Annotated in this window: 22 protein-coding genes; 6 read left to right on the plus strand and 16 right to left on the minus strand. The window is 29.3% G+C overall.

Going from position 1 to position 26,560, the window contains the following annotated elements; genetic code table 11:
• The 13 genes from CHL78_RS11840 to CHL78_RS11900 form a co-directional block, all read right to left on the minus strand.
• Positions 1–417 (minus strand): SLC13 family permease (locus CHL78_RS11840; RefSeq protein ID WP_147295820.1); only part of this gene is annotated, 417 nt, incomplete at its 3' end.
• A 100-nt stretch (positions 418–517) separates the two neighbouring features.
• Complete coding sequence (locus CHL78_RS11845) at positions 518–1,342, minus strand: hypothetical protein (RefSeq protein ID WP_094369440.1); 825 nt, start codon at positions 1,340–1,342, stop codon at positions 518–520.
• A gap of 91 nt (positions 1,343–1,433) precedes the next feature.
• Positions 1,434–2,273 carry a sporulation peptidase YabG gene (yabG, locus tag CHL78_RS11850; RefSeq protein WP_094369439.1) on the minus strand — a complete coding sequence of 280 codons (840 nt, stop codon included), beginning with the start codon at positions 2,271–2,273 and terminating at the stop codon, positions 1,434–1,436.
• A 115-nt stretch (positions 2,274–2,388) separates the two neighbouring features.
• Entirely contained in the window at positions 2,389–3,546 is a 1,158-nt protein-coding gene (locus tag CHL78_RS11855; RefSeq protein WP_094369438.1) for a DUF116 domain-containing protein, read from the minus strand.
• Between the two features lie 258 nt (positions 3,547–3,804).
• On the minus strand, positions 3,805–5,232 hold the full coding sequence (locus CHL78_RS11860) for an MATE family efflux transporter (RefSeq protein WP_094369437.1): 1,428 nt from the start codon (positions 5,230–5,232) through the stop codon (positions 3,805–3,807).
• Between the two features lie 280 nt (positions 5,233–5,512).
• Complete coding sequence (locus CHL78_RS11865) at positions 5,513–6,298, minus strand: endonuclease/exonuclease/phosphatase family protein (protein WP_094369436.1); 786 nt, start codon at positions 6,296–6,298, stop codon at positions 5,513–5,515.
• 2 nt (positions 6,299–6,300) lie between these two features.
• Positions 6,301–7,962, minus strand: coding sequence for a PTS transporter subunit IIBC (locus CHL78_RS11870; protein WP_330408626.1), 1,662 nt, complete (start codon positions 7,960–7,962; stop codon positions 6,301–6,303).
• A 44-nt stretch (positions 7,963–8,006) separates the two neighbouring features.
• Positions 8,007–9,668: a glycoside hydrolase family 13 protein gene (locus tag CHL78_RS11875; RefSeq protein WP_094369382.1), complete on the minus strand. Its 1,662-nt coding sequence runs from the start codon at positions 9,666–9,668 to the stop codon at positions 8,007–8,009.
• 245 nt (positions 9,669–9,913) lie between these two features.
• On the minus strand, positions 9,914–11,044 hold the full coding sequence (locus CHL78_RS11880; protein WP_094369383.1) for a hypothetical protein: 1,131 nt from the start codon (positions 11,042–11,044) through the stop codon (positions 9,914–9,916).
• 79 nt (positions 11,045–11,123) lie between these two features.
• Entirely contained in the window at positions 11,124–13,103 is a 1,980-nt protein-coding gene (locus CHL78_RS11885) for a GTP-binding protein (protein ID WP_094369384.1), read from the minus strand.
• A 58-nt stretch (positions 13,104–13,161) separates the two neighbouring features.
• Complete coding sequence (gltA, locus tag CHL78_RS11890; RefSeq protein ID WP_094369385.1) at positions 13,162–14,574, minus strand: NADPH-dependent glutamate synthase; 1,413 nt, start codon at positions 14,572–14,574, stop codon at positions 13,162–13,164.
• Complete coding sequence (locus CHL78_RS11895; RefSeq protein WP_094369386.1) at positions 14,574–15,467, minus strand: sulfide/dihydroorotate dehydrogenase-like FAD/NAD-binding protein; 894 nt, start codon at positions 15,465–15,467, stop codon at positions 14,574–14,576. Before CHL78_RS11895 ends, gltA begins: the two co-directional genes overlap by 1 nt.
• A 299-nt stretch (positions 15,468–15,766) precedes the next feature.
• Positions 15,767–17,005 carry a VanW family protein gene (locus CHL78_RS11900; RefSeq protein WP_094369387.1) on the minus strand — a complete coding sequence of 413 codons (1,239 nt, stop codon included), beginning with the start codon at positions 17,003–17,005 and terminating at the stop codon, positions 15,767–15,769.
• A 251-nt stretch (positions 17,006–17,256) separates the two neighbouring features.
• Between CHL78_RS11900 and CHL78_RS11905 the strand changes: the two genes are divergently transcribed.
• Complete coding sequence (locus CHL78_RS11905; protein ID WP_094369388.1) at positions 17,257–17,850, plus strand: hypothetical protein; 594 nt, start codon at positions 17,257–17,259, stop codon at positions 17,848–17,850.
• 45 nt (positions 17,851–17,895) lie between these two features.
• On the opposite strand, the gene CHL78_RS11910 is transcribed toward CHL78_RS11905, so the two are convergent.
• The 3 genes from CHL78_RS11910 to CHL78_RS11920 all read right to left on the minus strand — a co-directional run bounded on the left by CHL78_RS11910 (position 17,896) and on the right by CHL78_RS11920 (position 21,461).
• A complete protein-coding gene (locus tag CHL78_RS11910) occupies positions 17,896–18,687 on the minus strand; it encodes a GNAT family N-acetyltransferase (protein WP_094369389.1) in 792 nt (263 codons plus the stop codon).
• A 103-nt stretch (positions 18,688–18,790) separates the two neighbouring features.
• On the minus strand, positions 18,791–20,707 hold the full coding sequence (locus CHL78_RS11915; RefSeq protein WP_094369390.1) for an ABC transporter permease: 1,917 nt from the start codon (positions 20,705–20,707) through the stop codon (positions 18,791–18,793).
• Positions 20,694–21,461, minus strand: a complete 768-nt coding sequence (locus CHL78_RS11920; protein ID WP_094369391.1) for an ABC transporter ATP-binding protein — start codon at positions 21,459–21,461, stop codon at positions 20,694–20,696. The genes CHL78_RS11915 and CHL78_RS11920 overlap by 14 nt, the downstream gene beginning before the upstream one ends.
• 216 nt (positions 21,462–21,677) lie before the next feature.
• Between CHL78_RS11920 and CHL78_RS11925 the strand changes: the two genes are divergently transcribed.
• From CHL78_RS11925 to CHL78_RS11945, 5 genes are all read left to right on the plus strand, one after another.
• A complete protein-coding gene (locus tag CHL78_RS11925; RefSeq protein ID WP_094369392.1) occupies positions 21,678–22,352 on the plus strand; it encodes a response regulator transcription factor in 675 nt (224 codons plus the stop codon).
• A 13-nt stretch (positions 22,353–22,365) separates the two neighbouring features.
• Positions 22,366–23,370 (plus strand): sensor histidine kinase, encoded by a 1,005-nt coding sequence (locus tag CHL78_RS11930; protein ID WP_094369393.1) that lies wholly within the window; start codon positions 22,366–22,368, stop codon positions 23,368–23,370.
• A gap of 98 nt (positions 23,371–23,468) precedes the next feature.
• The gene (locus tag CHL78_RS11935) at positions 23,469–24,590 is read left to right on the plus strand and encodes an efflux RND transporter periplasmic adaptor subunit (protein WP_094369394.1); all 1,122 of its coding nucleotides are present in this window, start codon (positions 23,469–23,471) and stop codon (positions 24,588–24,590) included.
• Positions 24,590–25,282 (plus strand): ABC transporter ATP-binding protein, encoded by a 693-nt coding sequence (locus CHL78_RS11940; RefSeq protein WP_199534042.1) that lies wholly within the window; start codon positions 24,590–24,592, stop codon positions 25,280–25,282. Before CHL78_RS11935 ends, CHL78_RS11940 begins: the two co-directional genes overlap by 1 nt.
• Positions 25,276–26,508, plus strand: a complete 1,233-nt coding sequence (locus tag CHL78_RS11945) for an ABC transporter permease (protein WP_094369396.1) — start codon at positions 25,276–25,278, stop codon at positions 26,506–26,508. The genes CHL78_RS11940 and CHL78_RS11945 overlap by 7 nt, the downstream gene beginning before the upstream one ends.
• Positions 26,509–26,560: the final 52 nt, after the last annotated feature.

Below are 26,560 nucleotides of genomic sequence, written 5' to 3' on the forward strand. Positions count from 1 at the left end.
ACTTACTAATAGGGGGATTATTGGTAAATTATATTCTACGGCTATATATAAAAGCATGTACGTAAATAACAATACTACTGTCAAATTATTCATAAACAATGAACATGCATACATAACAATAGGTATTATTATCATCAATAATGATTTTTTTCCTTTTGATGATGTTATAAACATATACCCAATGTAATCAATCAATCCTAAATCTTCAAATATTTTTGTAAAAATAGCTAATACTATTATAAGTACTACTATTTCACTTGGAAATTTTGCAAATGCTGCATTTACATCAAATGCTCCCGTTAATGATCCAAGTATTAATAATAATCCCGATCCCATCAACGCTATTGGTGTCCTGTGTTTACTAAAAAACACCATACCTATATAAGTTAATATAGATACAATAACTACAAAAATCATCTAATTTCCTCCAATATTTTTTTTAAAAAAAGTGTATACCAAAATCTTCAGTATACACTTTTTTGCTATCTATTTAAAATAAACTTGATATAGCTAAATACTAGTTACATCTATTCAAAGAAACTACTATTCTAACTACATCTGATTCTTTTACTCCTTTGACTTTATCCTCTTCTCTTAATACGCAGCTTCCCTCTGAATTTCTTGTGAATTCAAGTTCTGCATCTGGGTTGTCCCCAGCTCTTGCGCCTTCTACATGAAGATTACATTCAAATGGTATACATATTGTTGAATGTCTTAATACACCATCTATTCTAACTGGATCTAGAGCATCTTTATCTTTTTTACCATCTTTATCTTTTTTTCCGTCTTTATTATTCTTTCCATCCTTATTGTTCTTACCGTCGTTGTTATCTTTATCATTTTTTCCTTCTCTGTCATTTTTTCCTTCTCTGTCATTTCTTCCTTCTCTTTCATTTTTTCCTTCCCTGTCATCTCTTCCTTCCTCTTCCTCTTCCTTGCTTCTATATAAGCATGAACTTCCACCATCCATATAGTTCATATAATCACAATATGCACAATTGTCTCTTTCGTCTTCTCCATCTACTTCATAATATTGATCTGAGTATAAATTTTTCCTTTTAAAATCGCTTAGTCTATCAATGTCAGGTTTTTTAGCTGTAGTATATAAGATGCTTTTATATATATATCCTTTTACAGAAACAAAATCATCATCTTTTACTTCGGCTCTAAATAACCCAACAGCATTATTTACATCTACTATATCTAGTATCTCATCATGTTTTGGTGGCTCAAACATTACATCTGTTTCTACAAGTTCATGATGTGTTACAGTAGCTTCTACAACGCTAGGCTTATGCGGTCTGTCATAGTCACTAGCTTTCTTATAATACTTATTGTTCATGTAATAACCCCTACCTTTTGACTGTATTTTATGAAATTAGGTTTTTTGTTCCTACTACATATTATTACTTCAGTATTATTTTGTTACTATTTTAGTATATTTTCTTGTTCTTAAATACAGGCTTTATTTCCCTTGATTGGCCTCTTGTTTCCATGCCTCCGATTCCACCCATGCCTCCAAATGTATCCTTAACCGCCTCCTCTACATCAATAAATTCTCTTATAGATGTTGTTGCAATTTGATACGCTAGAAGTACAGGATCTAAGTGATGAATTAAGGTCCTGTTTGGTGAACTTGCAAAGTTTGCGCCAGCATCAATTAACTCTTCGTAATAGGATTGACATCCACCTGCAAAAATTACTAGTTGGTCATAATTAGGATTAAAAATCCTTGCTTTTTCTACACTTTCTTTGAAATATTTTGAATTTCTATAATTATCTATATCACTCCAATTGTTATATCCTCTAGCTAAATTATCATGCCCTGTAATTATAAGTATGCTAGGATTATGCTCCTTTAAAAGACTTACTATTTTTTCTGGCTGCTCAGATTCATTTAAATATATACCTACTGCTGGTATTTCTAACATATTATAATTTTCTATACTCTTATTTAAGTAATAGTTATCTCCATCAATATGAAGTATCTTCCCAATTTTTTTCAAATTATCAAGGTTATTTCTGCTAAAAATATTTGTATTTTTACATTCATAAATTAAACTACTTAATCTATTACCCATAACTTTGTTTATATCATGCTCTTTTATTTCATATTCTTTTTTAGAAAGTATATTTAGATCATCAATACTTGCATCTGCAATTAGACGAAAAGAGGTTCCTTTTAGTATTGCAATATTATTATTCAGTTCACATATCCTAAAGCAAATATCATTATTATATGAATTTCTTGTAACAATGTTTCCTACTTCCATTAAGTATTCTCCTTTTTCTTTGACTAGCGATATTAGGGTGTTTAAGATATTTTATGTGTGTATATTATAGATTTGTGATAAAAATAAATAAAAAATAAGAAATAAGAGTAACCTCTTATTTCTTATTTGAATAAATTATTAATTGTTTTAGTCTTTTAAAATTAATATCCGTCATTATAGGTATCTCTCTCCAGTGATTTTTACATCCACAGTAATCTAATACTATACATTGCGGCTTAAATCCTAGTCTAATAGCTTTTAAGCCTCCTGAAACTAAGTTCAGTACACAAGCTATACCTATTATACCTATACTTTCGTTATTTTTATATTCTAAGTTTAGCATAGATGCTTCGTGAGGAATTATAAGCACCTTATATCCATATTTTTCTACCATATTGCTCATTTCATTAATATTACATTTCCTACTGCAATGTTTACATATATATCCATTTCCTTTTTTTTCACTTAAGCATGTACTTTCTGTTTGACACATACATGATGGCAAAAATATAAACTTTTCTGATGTTCTTAAAAATTCTTCTCTATATGATTTATTCATAATTTCTGCACTTACCATATTAAAAAAATATTGTATTTCACCTTTACCACAATATATAATGTCTTCCTTATTAAAATGTTTTTCCTTGTACTTTTTTAAATACATATCTACATTTTCACTGTATTTTCCTAGTGAATTTTTACAAATATCATTTAGATGGTTACTAAGACTCATACATGTATTTAAAAAATAGTTAATATAATTACCATCTTTCGTAGATAAAAATATTTCCCAGTTCTTTAATCTTAATACCTCTTCTTTAAAATCTCCACTAGCATTCATCCATTTTATTAGTAACTTTAAATTTCCTAATGATAATGATTCAAAGTTATATCTTTTCTTCATTAGTATTTTTGTATTAAGCTTACCTCTAATTTTATCTATCTTGACTTTGTATTCTTGTTTTCTGTCCCTCAAATTATTTAAAACTTTAAAAATAGGTTCTATAGTAGGATTAAATGCCCTTGCATAATCATTATATTCAATTAGCATTACACCAATAAGTAATAATTCAATTCCATATTCTGCTCTACTTCTAATCTTTTCTAAATCTTTATATTCTATAAAAGTGATAATACCATTTATATATTCCTTTCCATCATTCAATACTTTTGTTGCTATATCATCACTTATTCTATCTACAATCTCATAGTAATCATCAGAGTCATCATCTCCTAATGATAAAGAGTATGTTACACAGTTAATATCTTTCACTTAAGCCATCCTCCAACATATTTATAATATTTAAGCTTTTATCATTTAGTAAGTTCTGTATATCATAACTATAGTATATATTAATAAATTTTCATCAATTATTTTAAATAATATAATCTTTATTTCTATTCATCATGATAAAGATATTCTTTTAAATATATAAATGTTACTATCTTTCTTAATTTATAATATTTATTTTCTAAATAAAAAAGACCCAAATAATTAAACTTTGAGCCTTTTATAATCAATATATTCTGCTTAATGTTTTGAATCAGAATCTAGAGCCAATTCTTTTTTCATACATTGTAGTTTCTTGCTATCTGATTCTTTTTCAGATTCTTGCTGTTTTTTCTTATAGCTACTTAATTCTCTAAAAAGAATAATCCCTGTTATTGTAGTAGATAAAAAATCTGCAAATGGTTGCGCCATCCATATTCCTGTAAGTTCAAAAAATCTTGGTAATATCATTACTGCAGGTATTAATAAAATTACTTGTCTTAATAAACTAAGTACCATTGCTTGCTTTGCCTTACCTATAGATTGTATAAAATTTGTACCTGTAACAGATATTCCTACTATAGGTAACATTATCGAATAAATTTCTAAACCTTTTATTGATATCTCCATTAATTCTGGATCAGAGTTAAACATTCCAACAATCATTTCTGGGAATAATCTTATAAAAATGTAACCTATACATAATACTCCTGTTGCTGCCGCTAATGATGCCAAATACGCCTTTTTTACTCTATGGTAGTTTTGTGCCCCGTAGTTAAATCCTATAATTGGCTGTGATCCTTGATTTAGTCCAAATATAGGAGTCATTAGAGTAATGCAAATTGAAGAAATTGTAGTCATTGCTCCTATAGCTAAATCGCCACCATACGTTCTCAAAGCATTGTTTGCTATTACTTGAACCATACTTGCTGCTAGTTGCATCGCAAATGGCGATACTCCTATTGCACATACCGAGATAATAATCTTTTTATCTAATTTTAAAGAAGATCTTTCAAATTTTAAATTAGACTTTCCTGATAGATAGTAATAAAGGCTCATTATAGCAGTTAAGCCTTGAGAAATAACGGTTGCGACTGCTGCACCTTGTATTCCCATATTAAACTTATATATTAATGTAGCATCTAATATTATGTTAGTAATACATCCAATTATCATTATTCCTGCTGATATTTTAGGACTACCATCAGCCCTTATTGTGTGATTTAGCGAGAATGCTAACAAGTTTACCACAGTACCCATAAGTATAATCTTTATATAATCTTTTGCATAAATTAAGGTATTTTCACTTGCTCCAAATATCATTAGCATTTTGTCTACAAATAATAGACCTACTACGGATATTATTATTCCTGTAATTACAGCTAATGTCATTGCATTTCCGATATGTTTTCTTGCCTCTTCAACCTTGCCTTGACCTAGTTTAATTGATATGTTAGTTGTCGTACCAATACCAATTAACATCCCAAATGCAAGTATTATCGTCATTATTGGCATCGTTACTCCAAGGCCTGTTATTGCCATTGGCCCAACCCCTGGTATGTTGCCAATGAATATTCTATCCACTATATTGTACAGACCATTTACCATCATTCCAATAATAGCGGGTACAGAATATTTTAATAATAATTTACCTATAGACTCTGTTCCTAATGTTTGTTCCCCGTTCATTTTCTATACCCCTTTCCTTAATAGTTTACAAATAGTTGCATATACAACTATATATCAAAAAAAATATCAATTAACTTAGTCAATTTGATATTTCTTTGCTTAGAATACTTATTTTAATATTCACTATTAATATTTTATTCTATATTGATAATATTGCTACTATATTACTTGTCATTTATATAAATAGTTAAAGGAGTCTATAGCCTCCCTTAAAAATATTATTAAGTTTCTCTACCATATATTATATAGTAAATTTACTAATATTCCAATTTTTTATTAATTAAAATTCTATTTCCACTCCATAATGATCTGATACTATATTTTTATTTATATTATTAAATATTACTTTAGAGTTTTTTACTGAAATATTTTGATTTGTAAAAATAATATCAATTCTTAAATCTTCTTTATTTTTATCCCACCCAGCAATGTTACCTTTAACAGTAATTCCTTCATCTGTTTCTTTAGCTAAAGTAAACGTATCATACATTCCTTTACTTAAGATATAATCATACCCCTCATCTTTTTTATATGCACTATTATTAAAGTCTCCCATTAAGAATACTACCTCATCACTAAAAGCACTATCTATTATAGAATCTATCTGATGAGTAAATGGTTCTTCTTCATCTCCCCACCAACCTAAGTGACAAGAATAGAAACTCATGTCTTTTCCTTCATAATCTAGAGTTGTTTTTATAATATTCCTGCTTTTCCAATAGCTTGTATCATTACTTATAGTGGCAAAAAAACTTTCTCTTCTTTTTATCGGAAGTTTTGTCATAATACATACTCCCTCTTCATATATCTTATATCCTATATGAGACATATCCCAGAAGAATTCATAATTTAAATTGCCAAGACTTTGTAGTTCTCTCTGAATTAATAACGCAAAATTATCTTCTTTTATATTTTCATATACTATCTTACTATCTATTGATTGATTAATTTCTTGCAATGCTATTACATCATAGTCATTTTCATCTATAACTTTAGCAATATACTTTATCTTTTCTAATGTATTTTCTTCTTGCCAAGCATGGCAATTTAATGTTAATAATTTCAAATCTACGCTCCTAACATGTCCAAAATATTCGACTTAATAACATCTGCTTTGGGACCATATACTGCTTGAACCCCTTTATCTTTAATTATTAGTCCTAGTGCTCCAGCACCCTTCCATTCTTTGTTATCAGCAACTTTACTTGTATCTTTTACTGTTACTCTTAGCCTAGTCATGCAGGCATCTACCTCTACAATATTATCAGGTCCACCTAACAATTCTATAATTTTAACTGATAAATCATCTTGTGATATTGACTTGTTTGAAGGTTTATTATTATCATCATCTTCTTCAACATAGTTTCCCTTACGACCTGGAGTTGCTATATTAAATTTCTTAATTAAAAAATTGAATATTACAAAGTTTAGACCAAAGAATGCTACACATGATAGTATAAAGTTTACTATATCCATTGTCAATCCAGCTTTTACCATCATTGGAGTACGAGTAATAAACTCTATTATTCCAAAAGCATGTACCCTTAAGTTTATTATATCTGCAATAGCAAATGCAAGTCCTGTTAGTATCGCATATGCTACATATAGTATTGGTGATACAAACATAAACATAAATTCAATTGGTTCTGTAACTCCTGTTAAGAAGCAAGCCAATAATCCTGATATAAATATAGGCTTATATGCTTTAACTTTATCCTTATCTACGTTCTTAAACATGGCCATAGATATTCCTGCAAGTGAAGCAGTAGATAATATTACTTGTCCTGCTTTAAATCTTGCTGGTGTAATTGTATTTAAAAGACTTGTATACTCTGCTGTGTTTCCTACACCCTTAAAGTTTATTAAATCTGTTATCCATGCAAGCCATAATGGATCTTGACCAGCAACCATTGTCCCTTGAGCTGCTCCTGTAGCTATTTCGTATATCCCACCAAGTTCTGTATAGTTCATAGGTACAGTAAGCATGTGATGTAGACCAAATGGTAATAATAATCTCTCAAGTGTCCCATATACAAATGGTGCTAACACTGGTGCTGTATCCTTTGAACTTGCTATCCACATTCCAAATGAGTTTAATGCTCCTTGAATAAATGGCCATACTATTGATAGTACTATTGCTGCAATAACCGATCCAATTATAACCACAAATGGGACAAAACGTTTACCATTAAAGAAAGACAAAGCATTAGGTAATTTATCAAAATTATAATATTTATTATATAAAATCGCACCTAAGAAACCAGATATTATACCTACAAATACACCCATGTTTAATGCTGGGCTACCAAGTATTGATGTAAAATAGTCTTTTACTATAAGATTTGCTCCTGTTAGAGAACTTATAGTTGCATCTACATCTAGTAACATGTCTGAATTTACTCCAAATATTGCTCCCGTAGTACGATTAATTAAAATAAAAGCGATTAAAGCGGCAAATGCTCCACCCGCACGATCTTTAGCCCATGAACCACCTATAGCCACTGCAAATAGTATATGTAAGTTTCCTATTATTCCCCATCCTAAATCTTCAACAACTCTAGCTATTGTAGTAACTATACTAGCATCTGATGACATACCTATTAATTTACCTATAGATATCATCAATCCTGCTGCAGGCATAACTGCTATAACTACTAATAGCGCCTTTCCAAATTTTTGCCAAAAGTCAAAAGATATTAGCTTTCTCTTATTTCCCATTGAATTTTCCATGTCTGTTATCTCCCACCTTAATAATTTTTAATAATAAATTTTTCCTATATTTTATAAAGCCTTGCTTCCCATGGCTTTAAATCTATCATTGTTGTATCCCCATGTTTTTCAACTTTGTAATTTGAAAGTTCTAAGTTTTTATATTTTAAATTTATATCTTCATAAGAGTATGTATTTTCTTCATTACTTAAATTACATAATATTAAAAATTTGCTATTATCTAACTCTCTTTCATATGCAAAAATATTTTCATCTTCTTCCAAAATAAGATTGTATTTCCCATATACTAAGGATTTATTTTCTTTTCTTATTTTAATCATATCTTTGTAGAAGTTATAAATAGAGCGTGGATCATTAAGTTGTGCTTCTACATTTATATCCATATAATTTTCATTAACTTTTATCCATGGAGTACCTTGTGTAAATCCTGCATTTAGTTTATTATCCCATTGCATAGGTGTTCTTGTGTTATCTCTTGAAGTATTGCATATATCATCAAGTACAAGTTCTTTCTCTTCTCCCAATTCAATTCTTTCTCTATACTCGTTTTTTGTTCTTACATCATTGTAGTCGTCGATATCATCAAATTTTATATTTGTCATGCCTATTTCTTGACCTTGATATATAAATGGTGTTCCTTTATGCATAAAGTATACTAATCCTAGAGCTTTGGCACTTTCTTTTAAGTACTTTTTATCATTACCCCAAGATGAAACTATTCTTGTTACATCATGATTTTCAATATACAAAGCATTCCATCCTATTTCCTCTAAGTTCTTTTGCCACTTACTCCATATCTTTTTTAAATTACGTACACTAAATCCTTCTTCTCGACTATTATTCCATAAATCAATATGTTCAAATTGAAATAGCATATTAAACTTCCCATTTTCTTCTCCAACCCAAATGTCAGCCTCTTCTGATTTTACTCCATTGGCTTCTCCAACAGTCATAATATCGTATTTATCAAAAGTTTCTTCCTTTAACTCTTTAAGATATTCATGTATACCATCAATATTCATATGCTTAGTAAAAGATGGTACATATTTTAAATTATTAGTATTTTCAATATCCTTTAATCCTTCTTCTTTATTTATATGGCTTATAGCATCTACCCTAAATCCATCTATCCCCTTATCTAGCCACCAGTTTATCATTTTATAAATAGCTTGTCTCATATCTTTGTTCTTCCAGTTAAGATCTGGTTGTTTTGAACTAAATAAATGAAGGAAGTATTCATCAGTATTTTCATCATATTCCCAAGCTGAACCTTTAAATATACTCTCCCAGTTATTTGGCTCTTTATTCTCTTTTCCTTCGCTCCAAATATACCAATCTCTTTTTTCATTATCTTTAGAAGATCTAGATTCAACAAACCATTCATGCTCATCACTTGTGTGGTTAATAACTAGATCTATTATCAGCTTCATATCTCTTTTATGTACTTCGCTTAACAATTCATCAAAATCATCCATTGTTCCAAAATCATCCATTATATCTTGATAATCGCTTATATCATATCCATTATCATCATTAGGCGACTTATAAACTGGGCATATCCATATTACATCTATCCCTAAATCTTTTAAATAATCTAATTTAGATATTACTCCTCTAATATCACCTATACCGTCATTATTGTAATCCATAAAGCTTCTAGGATATATTTGATAAGCAACTGCTTCCTTCCACCAACTTTTTTTCATATAACCCCTCCCAAGTGCAACCGTTTGTCTTTTTGTCAAAAATATATATCTGAATAATCATCCAGATTTTTACATGCATCTTTTAAATTTTATATTTTATAATAAGAATATAACATATGCTGCAAATGTTTTCAACTTTTTTAACTATTTATTTTATATTTTAATATACATGTCATGCAATCGATTGTCCTCTCAAATAAAAAAGATAGATTTATTTCTAAATAATAAATCTATCTTTTTTATTTTTACTCTTCCGTACTTTCTAATGCTTTTCTTCTTTCTTGTATTGATTTTACAAGGTTTTCAACCTCTTGTGATGGTTGTTGAGGTACCGCTTTATAATCTTTAAGAAGTATTTCAAGTGGAGGAGTTCCTTGTTGTGCTTCTTTTTTCCAATTCAAATTATTTTGTTTTTCTAGAAGTACCCCTGATGATCCACCTATGTCATAAGCTTCTTCATCAGGTAATCCAAAGAATCTTTCAGCATCTAAATTGTAGTCCTCTCTTATCATATCTTGATAAAATTTAAATGCTTCTTCTTCACTTATACTTAAACCTTCTATTGAGCGCATATTAGTAGCCATATCAAAATATCTAGCAGTTCCTTCTAATATATCTATAGATTTTGTAAGCTCATACTCCTCCTTATTATTTTTTTTATATTCTTCAAACCACCATTTTGCAGATTCTAAGTATTGTTGTTCTTTTTCAGGTTCTAGTATAGCTTTGTTTAATGCATTGATTATTTCTAATCGTTGCGTTCTTGCACTAAAGTTTTCCACTCCTTTAGTTAATAATTCTTCTTGATCAGTCTCTTTTATTTTCCATGTGCTTTGGTAATTATGAAATTCCTCATGTACAGTAAATGTAAATAGCATACTAGAATTAGGTAATGCTTTAAACTCACCATTATCATATGGATTATTGAACATCTCTGGGTCCACTTCTACTTTTATTGTTGGCTTTCCATTTAAAGTATTTTCAGAACTACTAAACATAAATGGATTTCCTTGAGCTTTAAATTTATCTGGTAAATCTTTGGCATTTAGTTTATTAATTTCTTTATCTGATGATATAAGCCAAGCATTATTTCCATTAGCCTCTACGTAAAGTACGTTATACTTTGAAAAATCTACTCCAGGCCAAATCTTATCTAAATCATTCCATGTACTCCATATTTGTTGTGCAACTCTTAATATATATTTATCCATAGTCATATTTGACCATTCTCTCTCCAGGTTTTCGTATGGCACTTCATTTATATCCATATTCATAGATATTGGCTTAATTTCCATATCATCTTTTTTATTACAAGCAGTCATACTAAGTAAACAAGTAAATGCTAGTATAGGTATAAAAACTTTCTTCTTAAGCATAATATATTTCCTTTCACATCTTGTATATTTAAACATAGTATGCCTAATTATTAATATTTTAGACGTTTTTACATTATATTTATAGACAATGCATAAAGGCTTTTGCATCTTGTGATATGACTGTATATGCTTGTCCTTTAGAGCAAAATATAGAATTTGAAGTATATTGGTTATCTAAGTTTTTATTGTAAGCCTTTCTTTTTATTATCTCTTCGTGATTATGACATTTATCATATCCGTCAAATATAAAACTAACACTTCCTCGTCCTTTAGTAAATGATGTCAATTCCATACTGTAATCCATAAAAGTTGCTACAGGTCCACGTCCATTTATTGTACTTTTATCATTATAAAGTTCTGGTGGCTCAAACTCTCCAAAATATTTTTGTATATCAGATAAAACCCTTCCTAAATACTCCGTATTTACCTCTATTCTAAACTTATAATATGGTTCTAATATAATATTTTCTACCTGCTCTATCCCCTGCCTCAATGCTCTTAATGTTGCTTCTCTAAAATCGCCTCCACTTGTATGCTTGTTATGAGCTCTTCCATTGAGTAAAGTTATATTTAAATCAGTTAATTCAAATCCTCCTAATATTCCTCTATGAACTTTTTCAAATATATGAGTTTTAACTAAATTTTGATGACCTAACTGTAAATTATCAACATGAGCAATACTTTTAAAGGTAATACCTGAGCTTCTAGGCGCTGGCTCTATTTTCAGATGTACTTCTGCATAATGGCCTAATGGTTCAAAATGTCCATATCCTACTGTATTTTCACATATAGTTTCTTTGTATAGTATTTCACATGGCCCAAAGTCTACGTATATACCAAATCTTTCCTTCATAATTTCTTTTAATATTTCTAACTGTATCTTTCCCATTACATGAATATGTATTTCTTTTAGAGTATCCTCATAATCTATATTTAGTGCCGGTTCTTCACTTTCTAAGATCTTAAAATATCTAAAAACATCATTTATATTTAAAGAACTATCAAATAATAATTTCGACTTCATATTTGGTATTAATTCTACTTTATTTGAACTAGTAAGCTTATCTAGAGTATTTTCTGTGTCCCCAATAGTTATATAGTCTCCCGGTATAGCATCTGTAATCCCTAGTACTGTAAAGAGTTGGCCTGCCTGTACATAGTTTTGCATTGTAAACTTGCTGCCATTGTATAGTCTTATATTACTAATTTTATTATATATTTTTTCATTATTTTTGATATATTTGACTTCATCTCTTGGCTTAATACTTCCCTCTAATGCTTTAATATATGTTAGCCTTTTGCCATTTTCATCGTGCTTTATTTTATATACAGTACCAACAAAATCACCATCTTTTTTATAAGATGTGTATGTCATCTTATCTAATATATCGATGAATTTACTTATACCTACATCTTGTAGTGCCGATCCAAAATAACAAGGATAAATCTTACTTTTTTTTATCATACTCTTCATAGAGTCAATCCACAATTCTTCTTCATAATTTCCGTCCAAATATAATTCTAATAAATCATTATTTCTATCTGCAATAAACTCGATAAGATTCTCACTCAAACTATTTTCATTAAAATCTTCAGTAATTTCAATTACATCTTCACTCAAGCTCCTATGTATTTCTTTTAATACCTCGTCTTTATTGGCTCCATCTCTGTCCATTTTATTTACGAATATAAAGGCAGGAACATTATATTTTTCTAATAACCTAAATACTGTTTCAGTATGAGACTGTACTTTTTCAACTCCACTTATTATAAGTACTGCATAGTCCATTATTTTAATAGCTCTTTCCATCTCTGGTGAAAAGTCTATATGTCCAGGAGTATCAATTAAATAATAGTTTGAATCATTATATACAAAGTTCCCTTGTTCAGAAAAAATTGTTATCCCTCTATTCTTTTCTAATATATGGCTATCTAAAAATGTATCTCTATGATCTACTCGTCCTCTTTTTCTAATAGTATTTGTATGGAAAAGCACCTGTTCACAAAATGTTGTTTTTCCTGCATCTACATGAGCTAATATTCCTACTGTCTTGTTCATCTTTTCTCCTTACTAAAAAGAGAGGGTGAAACTTTCCCCCTCTCTTTACTATAATAATTTATGCATAATGTGTTTCTTTTTGGTTAGCTTTTTCTTTGATGTATTCATCAATTGCCGCTGCCGCTGATTTTCCTGCTCCCATTGCAGATATTACAGTTGCTGCTCCCGTTACTGCATCTCCACCAGCATATACACCTTCTTTAGATGTACATCCATGTTCATTGGCAACTATACATTCCCATTTATTTGTATCTAAACCATCTGTAGTAGAAGTAATTAATGGATTTGGATTTGTACCAAGAGACATTATTACTGTGTCTACTTCTAATACAAATTCAGAACCTTCAACAACAATTGGTCTTCTTCTACCAGAAGCATCAGGTTCTCCTAATTCCATTTTAACGCATATCATTCCTTTAACATCTCCATTTTCATCAACTAAAATTTCAGTAGGATTTGTTAATGTATCAAATATCACGCCTTCTTCTCTTGCATGGTGTATTTCTTCTGCTCTTGCTGGAAGCTCTGCATCACTTCTTCTATATACTATGTGTGTCTCTGAACCAAGTCTTAAGGCAGTTCTTGCTGCATCCATTGCAACATTTCCTCCTCCTACTACTGCTACCGATTTACCAAGTCTGATTGGTGTAGCATAATCTTCTTTATAGGCTTTCATTAAGTTTACCCTTGTTAAGAATTCATTAGCTGAAAATACTCCATTAGCATTTTCTCCATTTATTCCCATAAACTTAGGTAGACCTGCTCCTGACCCTATAAATACTGCTTCAAATTTTTCTTCTTCTAATAATTCATCAATAGTTATTGTTCTTCCTATTATTACATTTGTTTCTATCTCTACACCTAATTTTTTAATATTATCTATTTCAGCTTGAACTATCTCTTTTTTAGGAAGTCTAAACTCTGGTATTCCATAAGTTAATACTCCTCCAGCTTCATGCATAGCTTCAAATATTGTAACATTATAACCTCTTTTAGCTAATTCCCCAGCACATGCAAGCCCAGCAGGTCCACTACCTACTACAGCAACTTTTCTACCGTTTTTAGGTTCAGTTTTAGTAAGATCTATATTATTCTCTCTTGAGTAATCCGCTACAAATTTTTCTAACTTACCGATTGCTATAGCACCAGCTTTTCTGGCAAATACACATTTACCTTCACATTGATTTTCTTGTGGACATACTCTTCCGCAAACTGCTGGTAATGAGCTACTTTCAGCTATAACTTTAGCTGCACCTTCGATATTCTCTTTTTTAAGTTCCTCAATGAAACCAGGAATATCTATACCTACAGGACATCCTGCTACACATTGAGGCTTTTTACATCCTAAGCATCTTTTCGCTTCTACTACTGCATCCTCTAAAGTGTACCCTAAACAAACCTCGTCAAAATTGCTTTTTCTTACACCAGCTTCTTGTTCTCTTGCTGGTACTCTCCCCATTTTATTAGCCATTATATATTCCCCCCGCATCCACATTTTGCATGATGGTGAGTATCTCCTTCTTCTACCTTTAAGATAGCTCTACCCTCTTGAGTCTTATACATGTTTTGTCTTCTCATTGCCTCATCAAAATCTACTAGGTGAGCATCAAATTCAGGCCCATCTACACATGCAAATTTAATTTTATTTCCTACACTAACTCTACAAGCTCCACACATACCTGTTCCATCAACCATTATTGGATTTAAACTAACAGTTGTAGGAATATTTAATTCCTTTGTCATCATACTCATAAACTTCATCATTATCATAGGACCAATTACTATAGCATGATCATAATTTTTTCCTTGATTTTGAACTAAGTCTTTCAATAAATCTGTAACCCTACCGTCAAATCCATAAGATCCATCATCAGTAGATATATATAAATTTTTAGCTGCAGCTCTCATCTCTTCTTCTAAAATAATTAATTCTTTATTTCTAGCACCAATTATTACATCCACATCTAGGTTATTTTCTTTAAACCATTTTACTTGCGGATATACAGGCGCAGAACCAACTCCTCCAGCTATAAAAATGATATTCTTATTCTTTAATTCTTCTATATTTTCTTCTATAAATTCACTCGGTTGACCTAATGGACCAACAAAATCCATTACATAGTCACCTTCATTAAGTAGTGCCAACTCTTTAGTTGATGCACCTACAGTTTGAAACACTATAGATACAGTACCTTTTTCTTTGTTGTAATCTGCTATTGTAAGAGGTATTCTCTCACCCTTTTCATCATTTTTAACAATTATAAATTGTCCTGGCTTAGAAGCTTTAGCTACCCTAGGAGCTTCTATATCCATTAAATAAATATTGTCTGTTAATTGAACTTTTTTTACTATCTTGTTGTTCATTTCCCTATTCTCCATTCTCCATTGTGATAAATATAATAAAACACATATTAGTTTAGTAAGCATTTCCCCCAGCTTACTAAATTTTTTAAACAAATATTAAATCTTCTATATAAATTATACTATTATTTGGTAATATTTTAAACAATAAATAATATTTTTTTAACAACATATTGTATCTTGTATAGATAATTATTTTACTTATAAAACAATGTACGCATATTCTGTCAACAAGTATTTCTAGTCTGTGCATTTAATCTTTAAAATCTGAAACTAAAAAAGGTGTGTAATATTACACACCTCTACTTCATCTTATATTTATTGTTAGAGATAAGCTCTTCTCTAATCTTATTATTTTCCTCATCTAAATAAATTCTATAAGTCTTAACCATTATCTTTTCTTTCTCATATTTTTCTTCGCATTTAAGATATATTCTTTCTCTGTCTTGACTGCATCCATAAATTTTTGAAGTAACTGCTCCGTTGTTTACTATATTTTTTATATACACAGGGTGAGAGTATGGATTTTTAAACTTTAAGTCTGTATATCCATAAGATACAGCAGCATCTCTACCCTTAGGTGCATACCTTGACGGATATGTATGATTGTGAACTTCTTCTATTTCCATACCAGCTAACAAAGCAGCATTATATATTGTAGTTGAAACTTGGCAAACACCACCACCTTCTCCATTAACATATCTACCACCTACAATAACTTTAGCTGATTTATATCCGTTACTCCAGGTTCTAGCACCTGTGGATTTATTATATGAGAAAGTATCCATCGGCATAACAAGCCTATCACTGCTACTTTTTCCTGCTACGTGAATGTTGCTCCCTCTAGAGGTATGATCATTAAATCCTGTACTGTATTGTCCCAAAATAGTATCGATTGAATTTACATCTTCTGTTGTTATTGTTGGCTTTATAATATTAATAGGAAGATCTGTATTTTTTATTTGTTTCTCTGCTAGCATATTATATATTTCTTCTTTTAATTTTACCACATCAAGTTCTATTCCTTCTTTTGAAGGTGTCCTAACTATTTCTCCTGAATCCTTAATTTCTAAAGTAGCTTCCTGTACTTGAACATCTATTTCTTCACTTATTTTATCAATAATTTCAGTTAGTTTTACTTCATCATAACTAGAGTGCAAATTAACTTCATATGTCCCCGCAAAGCTTAAATTAACAATCCTCTTTATATTATCTAGATTATCTTCTGATCTAGTATACTTATACGCTTTTTCAAGTGAATTATCTACATTAAAATCTAAGTCAATGTCTTTAGGATATATCCTCCATACTTTATCATTATATTTTAGTTCAATGGTTTTTGGCTCATATACTTGGTTAACTTTTAATTTTGCTTCACTTAAATTTAGTCCACCTATATCTATATCTTGTATAAATATGTTTTTAAATATTTTTTCATCTTTAGAACTTGCAGTTTTCTGCATCCCTAACATCAAAAACGAACCTAATAACAAGCTTATTATTAACATTAATTTCAATCTATATCTTGTAAATTTTAACATATTTTACTCCTTACATATTAATTATATAATAGTATTTTTACCCATTAATTTTTTAATATTCTTCATTGTAATTGTCTATAAAATTTCATGTTAAAAACCTTATAAAAATATGTAATTTTGTCGAAATTTGTGATATAATATTCAAGCATAACATATACCCATTAATTAAAGTAAATTTACAAAAAACTTAAAAAATATATATAATCATCAGTATACTTAATTTTAGTCTACTCAGTTTAAGGAGGTTTATTTTGACAAAGAAAATAATAAAGGAAATAAAGCTATCAAAAAGAAATGGAATTCTTTGTGAAAATTTGTACGGTGAACTCCGATATATTACACAAAATAAATTTGATGATATTATTGATTTATACAATAGAGTAGAATCGCAAATGGATAATAAGAATTGGCTTAAGTTCCGTGACGTGTTTTATTTAAACGACGTACTACATAACGGGGGATTTATCATTGGCTGTTATATTGATGATATCTTAGTAGCTTCAGCATTATGTGAAGAGCCTAGCGATAGTTATACAGAATGCTTACATGAAATTGGAATGACTTTAGAAGATATTAAAAATACTTATGCATCTGGTTATGTAATGGTTGATCCGATGTATAGGGGCAATTCCCTTCATCGTGTTTTGTTAGAGAGCAGGATAGATGTATCTATAGAGAAAGATAAAAAGTTTATAGTAACTGCTATTGCCGTAGAGAATGTATATAGTTTGAGAACGGTTTTAAATCTAGGGTTTGAAGTAAAAATGCAGCAACAAAATGAACTTGGTACTCTTAGAAATATTCTTGTCAAAGAATTGATATCTGATTCTGCTATTACGGCCTAATTAAAAAAGAGATATTAAATAAGTTAATATCTCTTTTTTTTATTTTTATTTCTCAATCAACATCGTCCACTTACCTATTTCTGTAAACCCGATACTATGATAAATTTTTCCAGCTTTAGGATTATCATAAAATAAACATAAATTTTTTCCTTCATTCAAGACATCATAACATAATTTAGATAAGCATTTACTTACTAATCCCATATTTCTATACTCTAATTTAGTTGCTACTCCAACTACCATAGTTGACTTACTATTTTCTGCTGTTGTCTGGGCTACACTTATTATCTCCTTTTTTTCATTCTCTATATAATATACTCGACCACTTCTATCTTTTATTTTTCTCATTACACTTTCCTCAGTAACTCGTGGCGTGTCTTTAAATTCCTCTATAGTATCTATTAACTTACAAATTCTTATTGCATCATCTTTTTTCGCTATTTTTACGCTTTTGTCAAAGCCCTTTAGTTTAGTTTTATTTATAAGTTCACAGAAATATGTATTTTTTTCTTTCTTATTCTTTAGTAATGGTTTGAATTGCTCAACAATATGCTCTTCTCCTGATATTAATTTACTACCTTTATATGAGGATATAATCTCTTTAAATCCACTTACATCTTCATTTAAATCGTCATAGTAAGGAATAAAATTTTCCGAGTATCTCAGTAGTACTGCCTTTATCTCATTATTTTTATCAAATTTTCCCCAAACATCTTGACGCATGTCATTAAATCCGAAGTTTTCTATATCTCCTATTATAAATAAGTTTATAGAAGAGTTCCTACTTAAATAATTTAATACTTTTAATCTATCATTTTCATTTAATTTTCTTATCATATCAATTCCCCCCTTCAGTATTTACAATAAATTCTATGTTCCAGTTAATTCATCCTTTAAATAAATAGACTGTAGCAAATCATTTACTACAGTCTATTTCATCTTATCTATCTATTATCATATTTTGTGCATATTTTAATGTTATAAAATAATAAATAAAGTATCCCGCGTAATAGGCAGCTAAAGTAATTGCTAGTGGAACTACTATACTTCTTGGAATAAGTAATTGCACAATTGACATAGCAAATAAATTATGCAGTGTCCCTATTATTAATGGGAGTAAAAATACTATTTTTAACTGTTTAGATATTATTTTTTCTATATCTTTATTACTTGCCCCAAGCTTTTTAAGCATTATATATCTATCCTTATCATCGTATATACTTGAAAGCTGTTTAAATAGTATAATACTTCCAGTGCAAAGTAAAAATACAAGAGCTAAAAATACACCAATGAATAAATATAACCCACCTGATTGTATATAGGTATTATACATTATCTTCTTAGATGTAAAGTTAAATGGATAATTAAATTCCATACTATCATTTATTAATTTTTCCATTTCCTGTGCCATCTCTAAATTATCACCTGAAATATCTATTATTCTCAATATCCTTGTATTACTACTATTTTTTATTTCATTAAAAACAGTATCTTTTACTACTAATAATTCCATGCTAGATTGTGTATTTAGCAAGCTATGATTAACTTCATTTTTAACCATAAAGTTATTTTTATATCCACTCATTACTATTGCAGATCCTTTTAGATTTTCATATGCTATTGCACCAAATTCATCTGATATATAATACGTATTGTCTTTAGAATTTAAGTTTTCATATGGTTTATTTTCATACTCTTTTAACTCCCTATAATCACTTTCTTTTATAAGTTCAATATTCGTGTTATACGGTTTTATTTTCCCATCTATCTTGCTTTTTAATTTATAAGATATCTCACTTTCAACTAGCTCTATACTCTTATCTAGTTGAATATTATTATACGCCTTAAATTTTTTTAAGATTTCATCTATTTTACTACTAATGATTTTATTGTCTTCTCTTATAGTATAAGAATATTTATAGTTTTCATTAACATTTCTATTTATATCATAGTAAAGAGATGCAGTAAATCCAAGTATTGTAGCACTTGTAGCGATAAGGATTGCAATAGTTGCAAGTATTTTAGAGTTACTTTGGATTTTATAACTAAGCTCTGAAAATGCGATTAAATTTCTACCTTTGTAGTAAATTTTCTTATTTTTCTTTACCATACTTAGTATTAATTCTATTGCAGATGAAAAGAATAAAAACGTACCTGGAATTATTGGCACTAATATTAAAGGTGATAGTGTTAGGTACCCAAGAATAAATTTACTTTTTGCTATTGTATAAGCAATTATTATAAGTAATATTCCTAATAATCCTTTTATTTTATAAAATTTATTTTGACCAGTTTTTTCTCCTTCTTTTTTAAACAATTCTATTAACTTCGTCTTTTTTATAATAATTGTATTTCTAACTGCAACTATAATAAATATTATCATAAATATTATTATAGTCTTATTTAATGCCTTGACACTTAAATTCATATTAACGATTATAGCTTCTCCCATCATTTTTACAAGCATCATAGTCATTATCTTAGAGAATAAAAATCCTAAAATCACACCTAACAGTATTGCTCCAGCTCCCATAATAAGAGTTTCGTAAAAAAATATTAATCCTATTTTATTCTTTCTCATACCCAACATGGAGTACGTTCCTATTTCCTGTTTTCTTCTATTTAAGAAAAACGAGTTTGAGTAATATATAAAAGCAAATGAAAATAATGCAATAACAATTGATGCACTATTAATTCCTGCTGTTGTCTTAGATCCTAATGTACTTAGTGCATCATTATATTGTATTGATTTAAAGCTAAAAAATATAAATACGCTAAATACTATAGATATAAAATACATTACATAATTAGAGAAGCTTTTTTTTACATTTTTTAGTGAGATATTAAATAAGTTCATTTTTGTCAACTCCTCCAAGTAATGCTACTGTATCAATAATTTTATGATAATACTCCTTAGTATTCTCTCCTTTTACTAATTCTGTAAAAATGATTCCATCTTTAATAAAGAGAATTCTATCGCAGTAACTAGCACTCATTGGATCGTGCGTTACCATAAGTATTGTTGCCTTGTTTTCTTTATTAAGCTTAGAAAATGAATCTAGTAAACTTCTAGCAGATTTTGAATCTAGTGCTCCTGTAGGCTCATCAGCAAGTATTAACGATGGCTTACCAACTACTGCTCTACACACGGCTCCTCTTTGCTTTTCTCCTCCTGACACTTCATATGGATATTTATCTAATGTATCTAATATGTTTAAACTCTTGGCAACTTCTTCTACTCTCTCTTCAATAAGTGATACTTTTTCATTTTTAAGAGAAAGAGGTAGCATAATATTTTCTTTTATTGTAAGAGTTTCTAGAAGGTTAGAATCTTGAAATACAAACCCTAAATTATCTCTTCTAAAATCTGCAACTTTATTGCTACTCATTTCACTTATATCTTGATTATTTATATAAACTTTTCCAGAACTTTGAATATCTATAGTTGATATAATGTTTAATAGTGTTGATTTACCAGCACCAGAAGATCCCATTATTCCTACAAATTCACCCTCTTTTATATTAAAGCTTACGCCTTTTAATGCCTCATATTTTGCTCCTCTTTTTCCATATTGCTTCTTAATATTTTCAACTTTCAAAATTTCTCTCATAGCTATCTCCTTTTATATTTTATATGTCTATTATATATTTTGCTTTATTTGTAAACCATTTATTTATATTAAGATAATGTTACATTTTTGTAAGTGTACAACATAAGTGTTTATTTATATGTAAAATATGATTAAATATAATAATGATAAGGTAACATAAAAATATATTATATATTAAGGCTAATATATAATCGACAAAATATAGGGAGGTATTAAATGTTTAAAATAATGATTATAGAAGATGATGCATCACTTAAAAATCAAATAGGCGATGCATTATCTAAATGGGGACACAGTGTTCATAAAATAGAAGATTTAGAAAATATTCTAAGTGAATTTAAGAGTTTTGATCCTCAGCTTGTGCTTCTTGATATTAACTTACCATTTTATGATGGTTTTCATTGGTGTAATGAAATAAGAAAAATATCTACAGTACCTATTGTATTTATTTCTTCTCGAGATTCAAATATGGATGTAATAATGGGAGTAAACCTTGGTGCTGATGATTATATACAAAAACCATTTTCTATAGATGTACTAATTGCTAAGGTTAATGCTCTACTAAGAAGAACCTATAATTTTGCTGATGACTCATCTGATAAAATTATACATAGCGGAGTTACATTAGACTTGTCTACTGCTGTGGTTTCCTTTAATGAGCAGTCTATAGAATTAACTAAAAATGAACTTAAAATATTACATGAACTTATGAAATATAAATCTCAAATAGTAAGTAGAGATAAGCTTATGAAAAAGTTATGGGATAGCGACTGGTTTGTTGATGATAACACATTAACTGTAAATGTAAATAGAATAAGATCTAAACTTAGAGATATTGGATTGGAAGAATTTATAGAAACTAAGAGAGGATTAGGCTATATAATATTATAGCTATTGATATTTTATGAGATTTTTAGATTTTTTAAAAGATAAAATAGGACTTTTGGTATTTAACTTTATTTTTTTATTTTTTACTGTATTAGTAGTGTTACTATCTCCTATAGGAGAATCATTAATTGGCAGTGTCATATACATTATAGTAATAAATCTTGTCTTGATATCACTCTTTCTTGTTATAAGTTATTTTAGAAAGTCAAAGTTGCTGAGTGCCTTAAAGGAAGATATAAACACCAACAGCTTTAGAGAAATAACTTTTTTAAAGCCAAATAATGAAGAAAGCATTTATATAGATATAATAAAGCAATATGAAAAAAAGTGTGAGCAAATCTTAAATAAAAATGCTGATAGATATGAAGAAAACCAAGCAATAATGAATATGTGGGTTCATGATATTAAGATGCCTATATCAATAATAAAACTTATTATTGAACAAAATGAAGTACCTTCTTTCGAAAATACCCTAGATGATATCGATAATGAAGTTATGAGAATAGAAAATGCAGTAGAAAGAGTATTATATCTCTCTCGACTTGAGAATTTTCATAGAGATTTTCTAGTTCAGTCAGTAAATCTTGAAAAAATTATAAGAGAAGTCATAAGAAAATATTCTAAGTACTTTATTAGTAACAAAATAACCCTAAATTTACAGGCTTTAGACTATACTGTTTTGTCAGATAAAAAATGGTTACTATTTATATTTGATCAGCTAATAGGAAATGCTTTAAAATACACTAATAAAAATGATTCTATATCAATATTTGGTACAATTAATAATGGTTTTATTGAAATACATATAAAAGACAGTGGATGTGGAATTAAAAAAGAAGACTTAAATAGAGTTTTTGAAAAAGGATTTACAGGAAGTAATGGTAGAAACAATGCCAAATCAACAGGTCTAGGACTTTTCCTAGTTAAAGAATTATGTGATAAACTTGAACATAAAATTAAAGTAAACTCAATTTATGGCGAATTTAGTGAATTTATTATTTATTTCAATAATTCTCTATAATTTTATTACAATATTGACATAATATACTAAAAAGTTTGACTTAGCCAAAAGCTTCCTCCTATAATCAGTATGAGGAAGCTTTTTTTAAGGAGGGAATTATGTCATTTTTAGAAAGATTTAAGAGTAAAAAAGTAAAAATAGGTGTAGGAGTAGTTGTATTAGCTAGCATAGGTGTAGGAACATTTTATGTCTATCCTAAATATATAAAACCTAATACTGAAGTTGGTGGGGAATTTGAAAATGTAATAGAAACTTATTCTATTCCTGAAAATGAAAAGATATTTATAAACGGTTCTATTGTACCTAAAGAGTCAAAAGATTTTGCATTATTAGGTGAAGAAGAAGTAAATAAAGTTAATGTAACTAATGGACAATACGTTAATAAGGGAGATCTTCTTTATTCTTGTAAGAACCCATCTTCTTTAAGCGAGATTGAAAATTTAAATATACAAATATCAGAACTTAAAAAACAAAAAAATCAAACGCCGCAAGACGCTGAAGTCCCAGCTGATCAAAGTATAGATGTAGAAATCAGCAAACTAAATGCTCAAGTTGCAGCTTTAAACAAAAAAGCATATACTAGCACTTATGCTCCATTCTCAGGTAAAGTATACATAAACGAAAAAAGCGAGACTCCTGAACAGGGTGCTGCATCTTTTATGACGCTTCAAAGTACTGAGTTTTATATGAAAGGTAAAGCAAGTGAGCAAGATTTAGCTAAGATAAAAATAGATCAATCGGTTGATATATTAGTATTTTCAACTAATGAAAAATTAACAGGTCACATAAGCTTTATATCTGATAGACCATCAGATCAAACAGATAATACGATGGGAGGATCTCAAGGTTCTCTATCTTACTATGATATAAATGTCAGTTTCGACTCTCAAGAAAATCTAGTAAATGGGTTCCATATTCAAGCAACTGTTGAAGTTGAAAATGCAAGTCCTAAAATACCAGCTTCATCTATATTAAAGGATGGTGAAACTTCTTATGTATTCAAGAGTCTAGATGGAATACTTAAGAAACAAGTTTTAGAATTGAAAGAAGAAAACGAAGAATATGCAGTTATACAATCTGGCCTAGAACAAAACGATGTAATAATCAAATATCCTACTGAAGATATGAAGGAAGGCGACGAAGTATTCACTGATGGCGGTGGCTCTTTTGATGAATCTGTCGGTAGTTTAGATCTATCTAAAGATAAGGTAGGTTATTAATATTGAAATCACTAATAAGATTAGAAAATATTCAAAAGTATTATAAGGTCGGAAAAGATAAACTGCATGTTCTAAAATCTATGAATCTAGATATAAAATCAGGTGAATTCGTTATGATTATGGGTAAGTCTGGTAGCGGTAAGACTACTCTTCTTAATATTTTAGGGTTTTTAGATAAATTTGATGAAGGCGCTTATATATTTGAAGAAAAAAATGTTACTAGTTTAAATGAAAGTCAAAGATCTGTATTTAGAAATAAAAATATTGGATTTGTTTTTCAACAATTTAATCTAGTAGAAACTCTAAACATATATCAAAATGTAGAACTTCCCATGATATATGATGGGAAACTTAAAAAACATGAAAGAGATTTTATTATAAAACAAAAGTTAGATGCAGTTGGTTTATTAGAAAAACAAAAACAACTACCTCTTCAATTATCAGGTGGTCAGCAACAACGTATAGCTATTGCACGTGCTCTTGTAAATGATCCTCAAATAATTTTTGCTGATGAACCTACTGGAGCTCTAGATAGTGAAACTAGTAAAGAAATAATGACTCTGCTAAAAAGATTGAATGATGAGGGAAAAACTATAATAATGGTTACACACGACCCTGATTTAACTAAATATGCTAGTAAGGTGATAAGGCTAAAAGATGGTGTGTTTGATTTGGAGGCTAGTAAATGTTAACTTTAATAAAAAACTCTCTTGCAAATCTAAAAGGTCATAAGCTTCGTGTGGCTGTTGCTCTTTTATGGATTATTATAGGTATTACTTCTGTAATTGTTGTTAGTTCCATTGGTAATGGTCTTGAAGCTGAAGTAAAAAAATCTATAGACAAGGTAAGCGCCAATAAAACTAGAATAGACTTTGAAACTAATGACTACGGTGCATTTGATGTAAGTGTATTTCTAAAGCCCTTTGCTCAACAAGACATAGAGACTCTTTCTTTCTTAGAGGGTGTAGAAAGAATTGGCCCAAGTAAAGATGGCTTTGATATGGGATCAACTTTTTCAACTGATATAACTTTTGATAAGAAAAACTCATATATAGAAGTCTCACCATTAAAAAAAGACTCTACCGTTAAAGCTATGATTGGAAGAGACTTTACTTTAGATGATGATAATAGAAATGTAGTTATGCTAACGATGCAAAACGCTACTGATTTATTTGAAAACCCTGAAGATGCTATCGGCAACGGTGTAACTATAAGTGGAGGTATATACCAAGTAATTGGTATTGTAGATGATTCTTCTGTCTTGATAGAAGAAGAACAGAACATGTTTGGTGGAGGCTTCTCGGGATGGGTGACTGCTTATATGCCTCAAAAATCGTTTGATAACTTAATGAATCAATTTAGTTATCCTACTGAAATATATAGTCTAGATTTGGTTGTATCTAAAGGATATGATGTAAGTGAAATTGCTTACAAAGTAATAGATAAGCTTCACGAACTTCATCCAGATATCGAAGGATCTTATACTACTCCAGATCCTAGCCAACAAGACAGCGAACTTCAATATATGACAGACAACATAAATAAGTTTGTAACTATAATTACATTTGTAGCTATGTTTGTAGGTGGAATTGGTGTAATGAATATAATGTATGTTTCTGTTATGGAACGCCAGCGTGAGATTGGTATAAGACGTGCTATTGGTGCTAAGCCAATTGCTATACTATTCCAATTCTTAGTTGAAGCAACCTTTATAACTGTATGTGGAGGTATTTTAGGAATGTTTGTAGGAGCATTTGCTACCGATTACGTTTCTAATTATATTGGATTCAAAGCTATTCCAAGCCTAAATAGCTTTATGTATGCTATCTTAGCTACAATATCTACTGGTATTATCTTTGGTATTATACCAGCTTATAAAGCTTCAAAGCTTGATCCTATAAAGGCAATATATAAATAATATTTGAAATATAAGCTATCTTTTTTATATTAATTTTAGAATATTAATTTTT

Source organism: Romboutsia weinsteinii (assembly GCF_002250835.2).
Classification (GTDB): domain Bacteria; phylum Bacillota; class Clostridia; order Peptostreptococcales; family Peptostreptococcaceae; genus Romboutsia_A; species Romboutsia_A weinsteinii.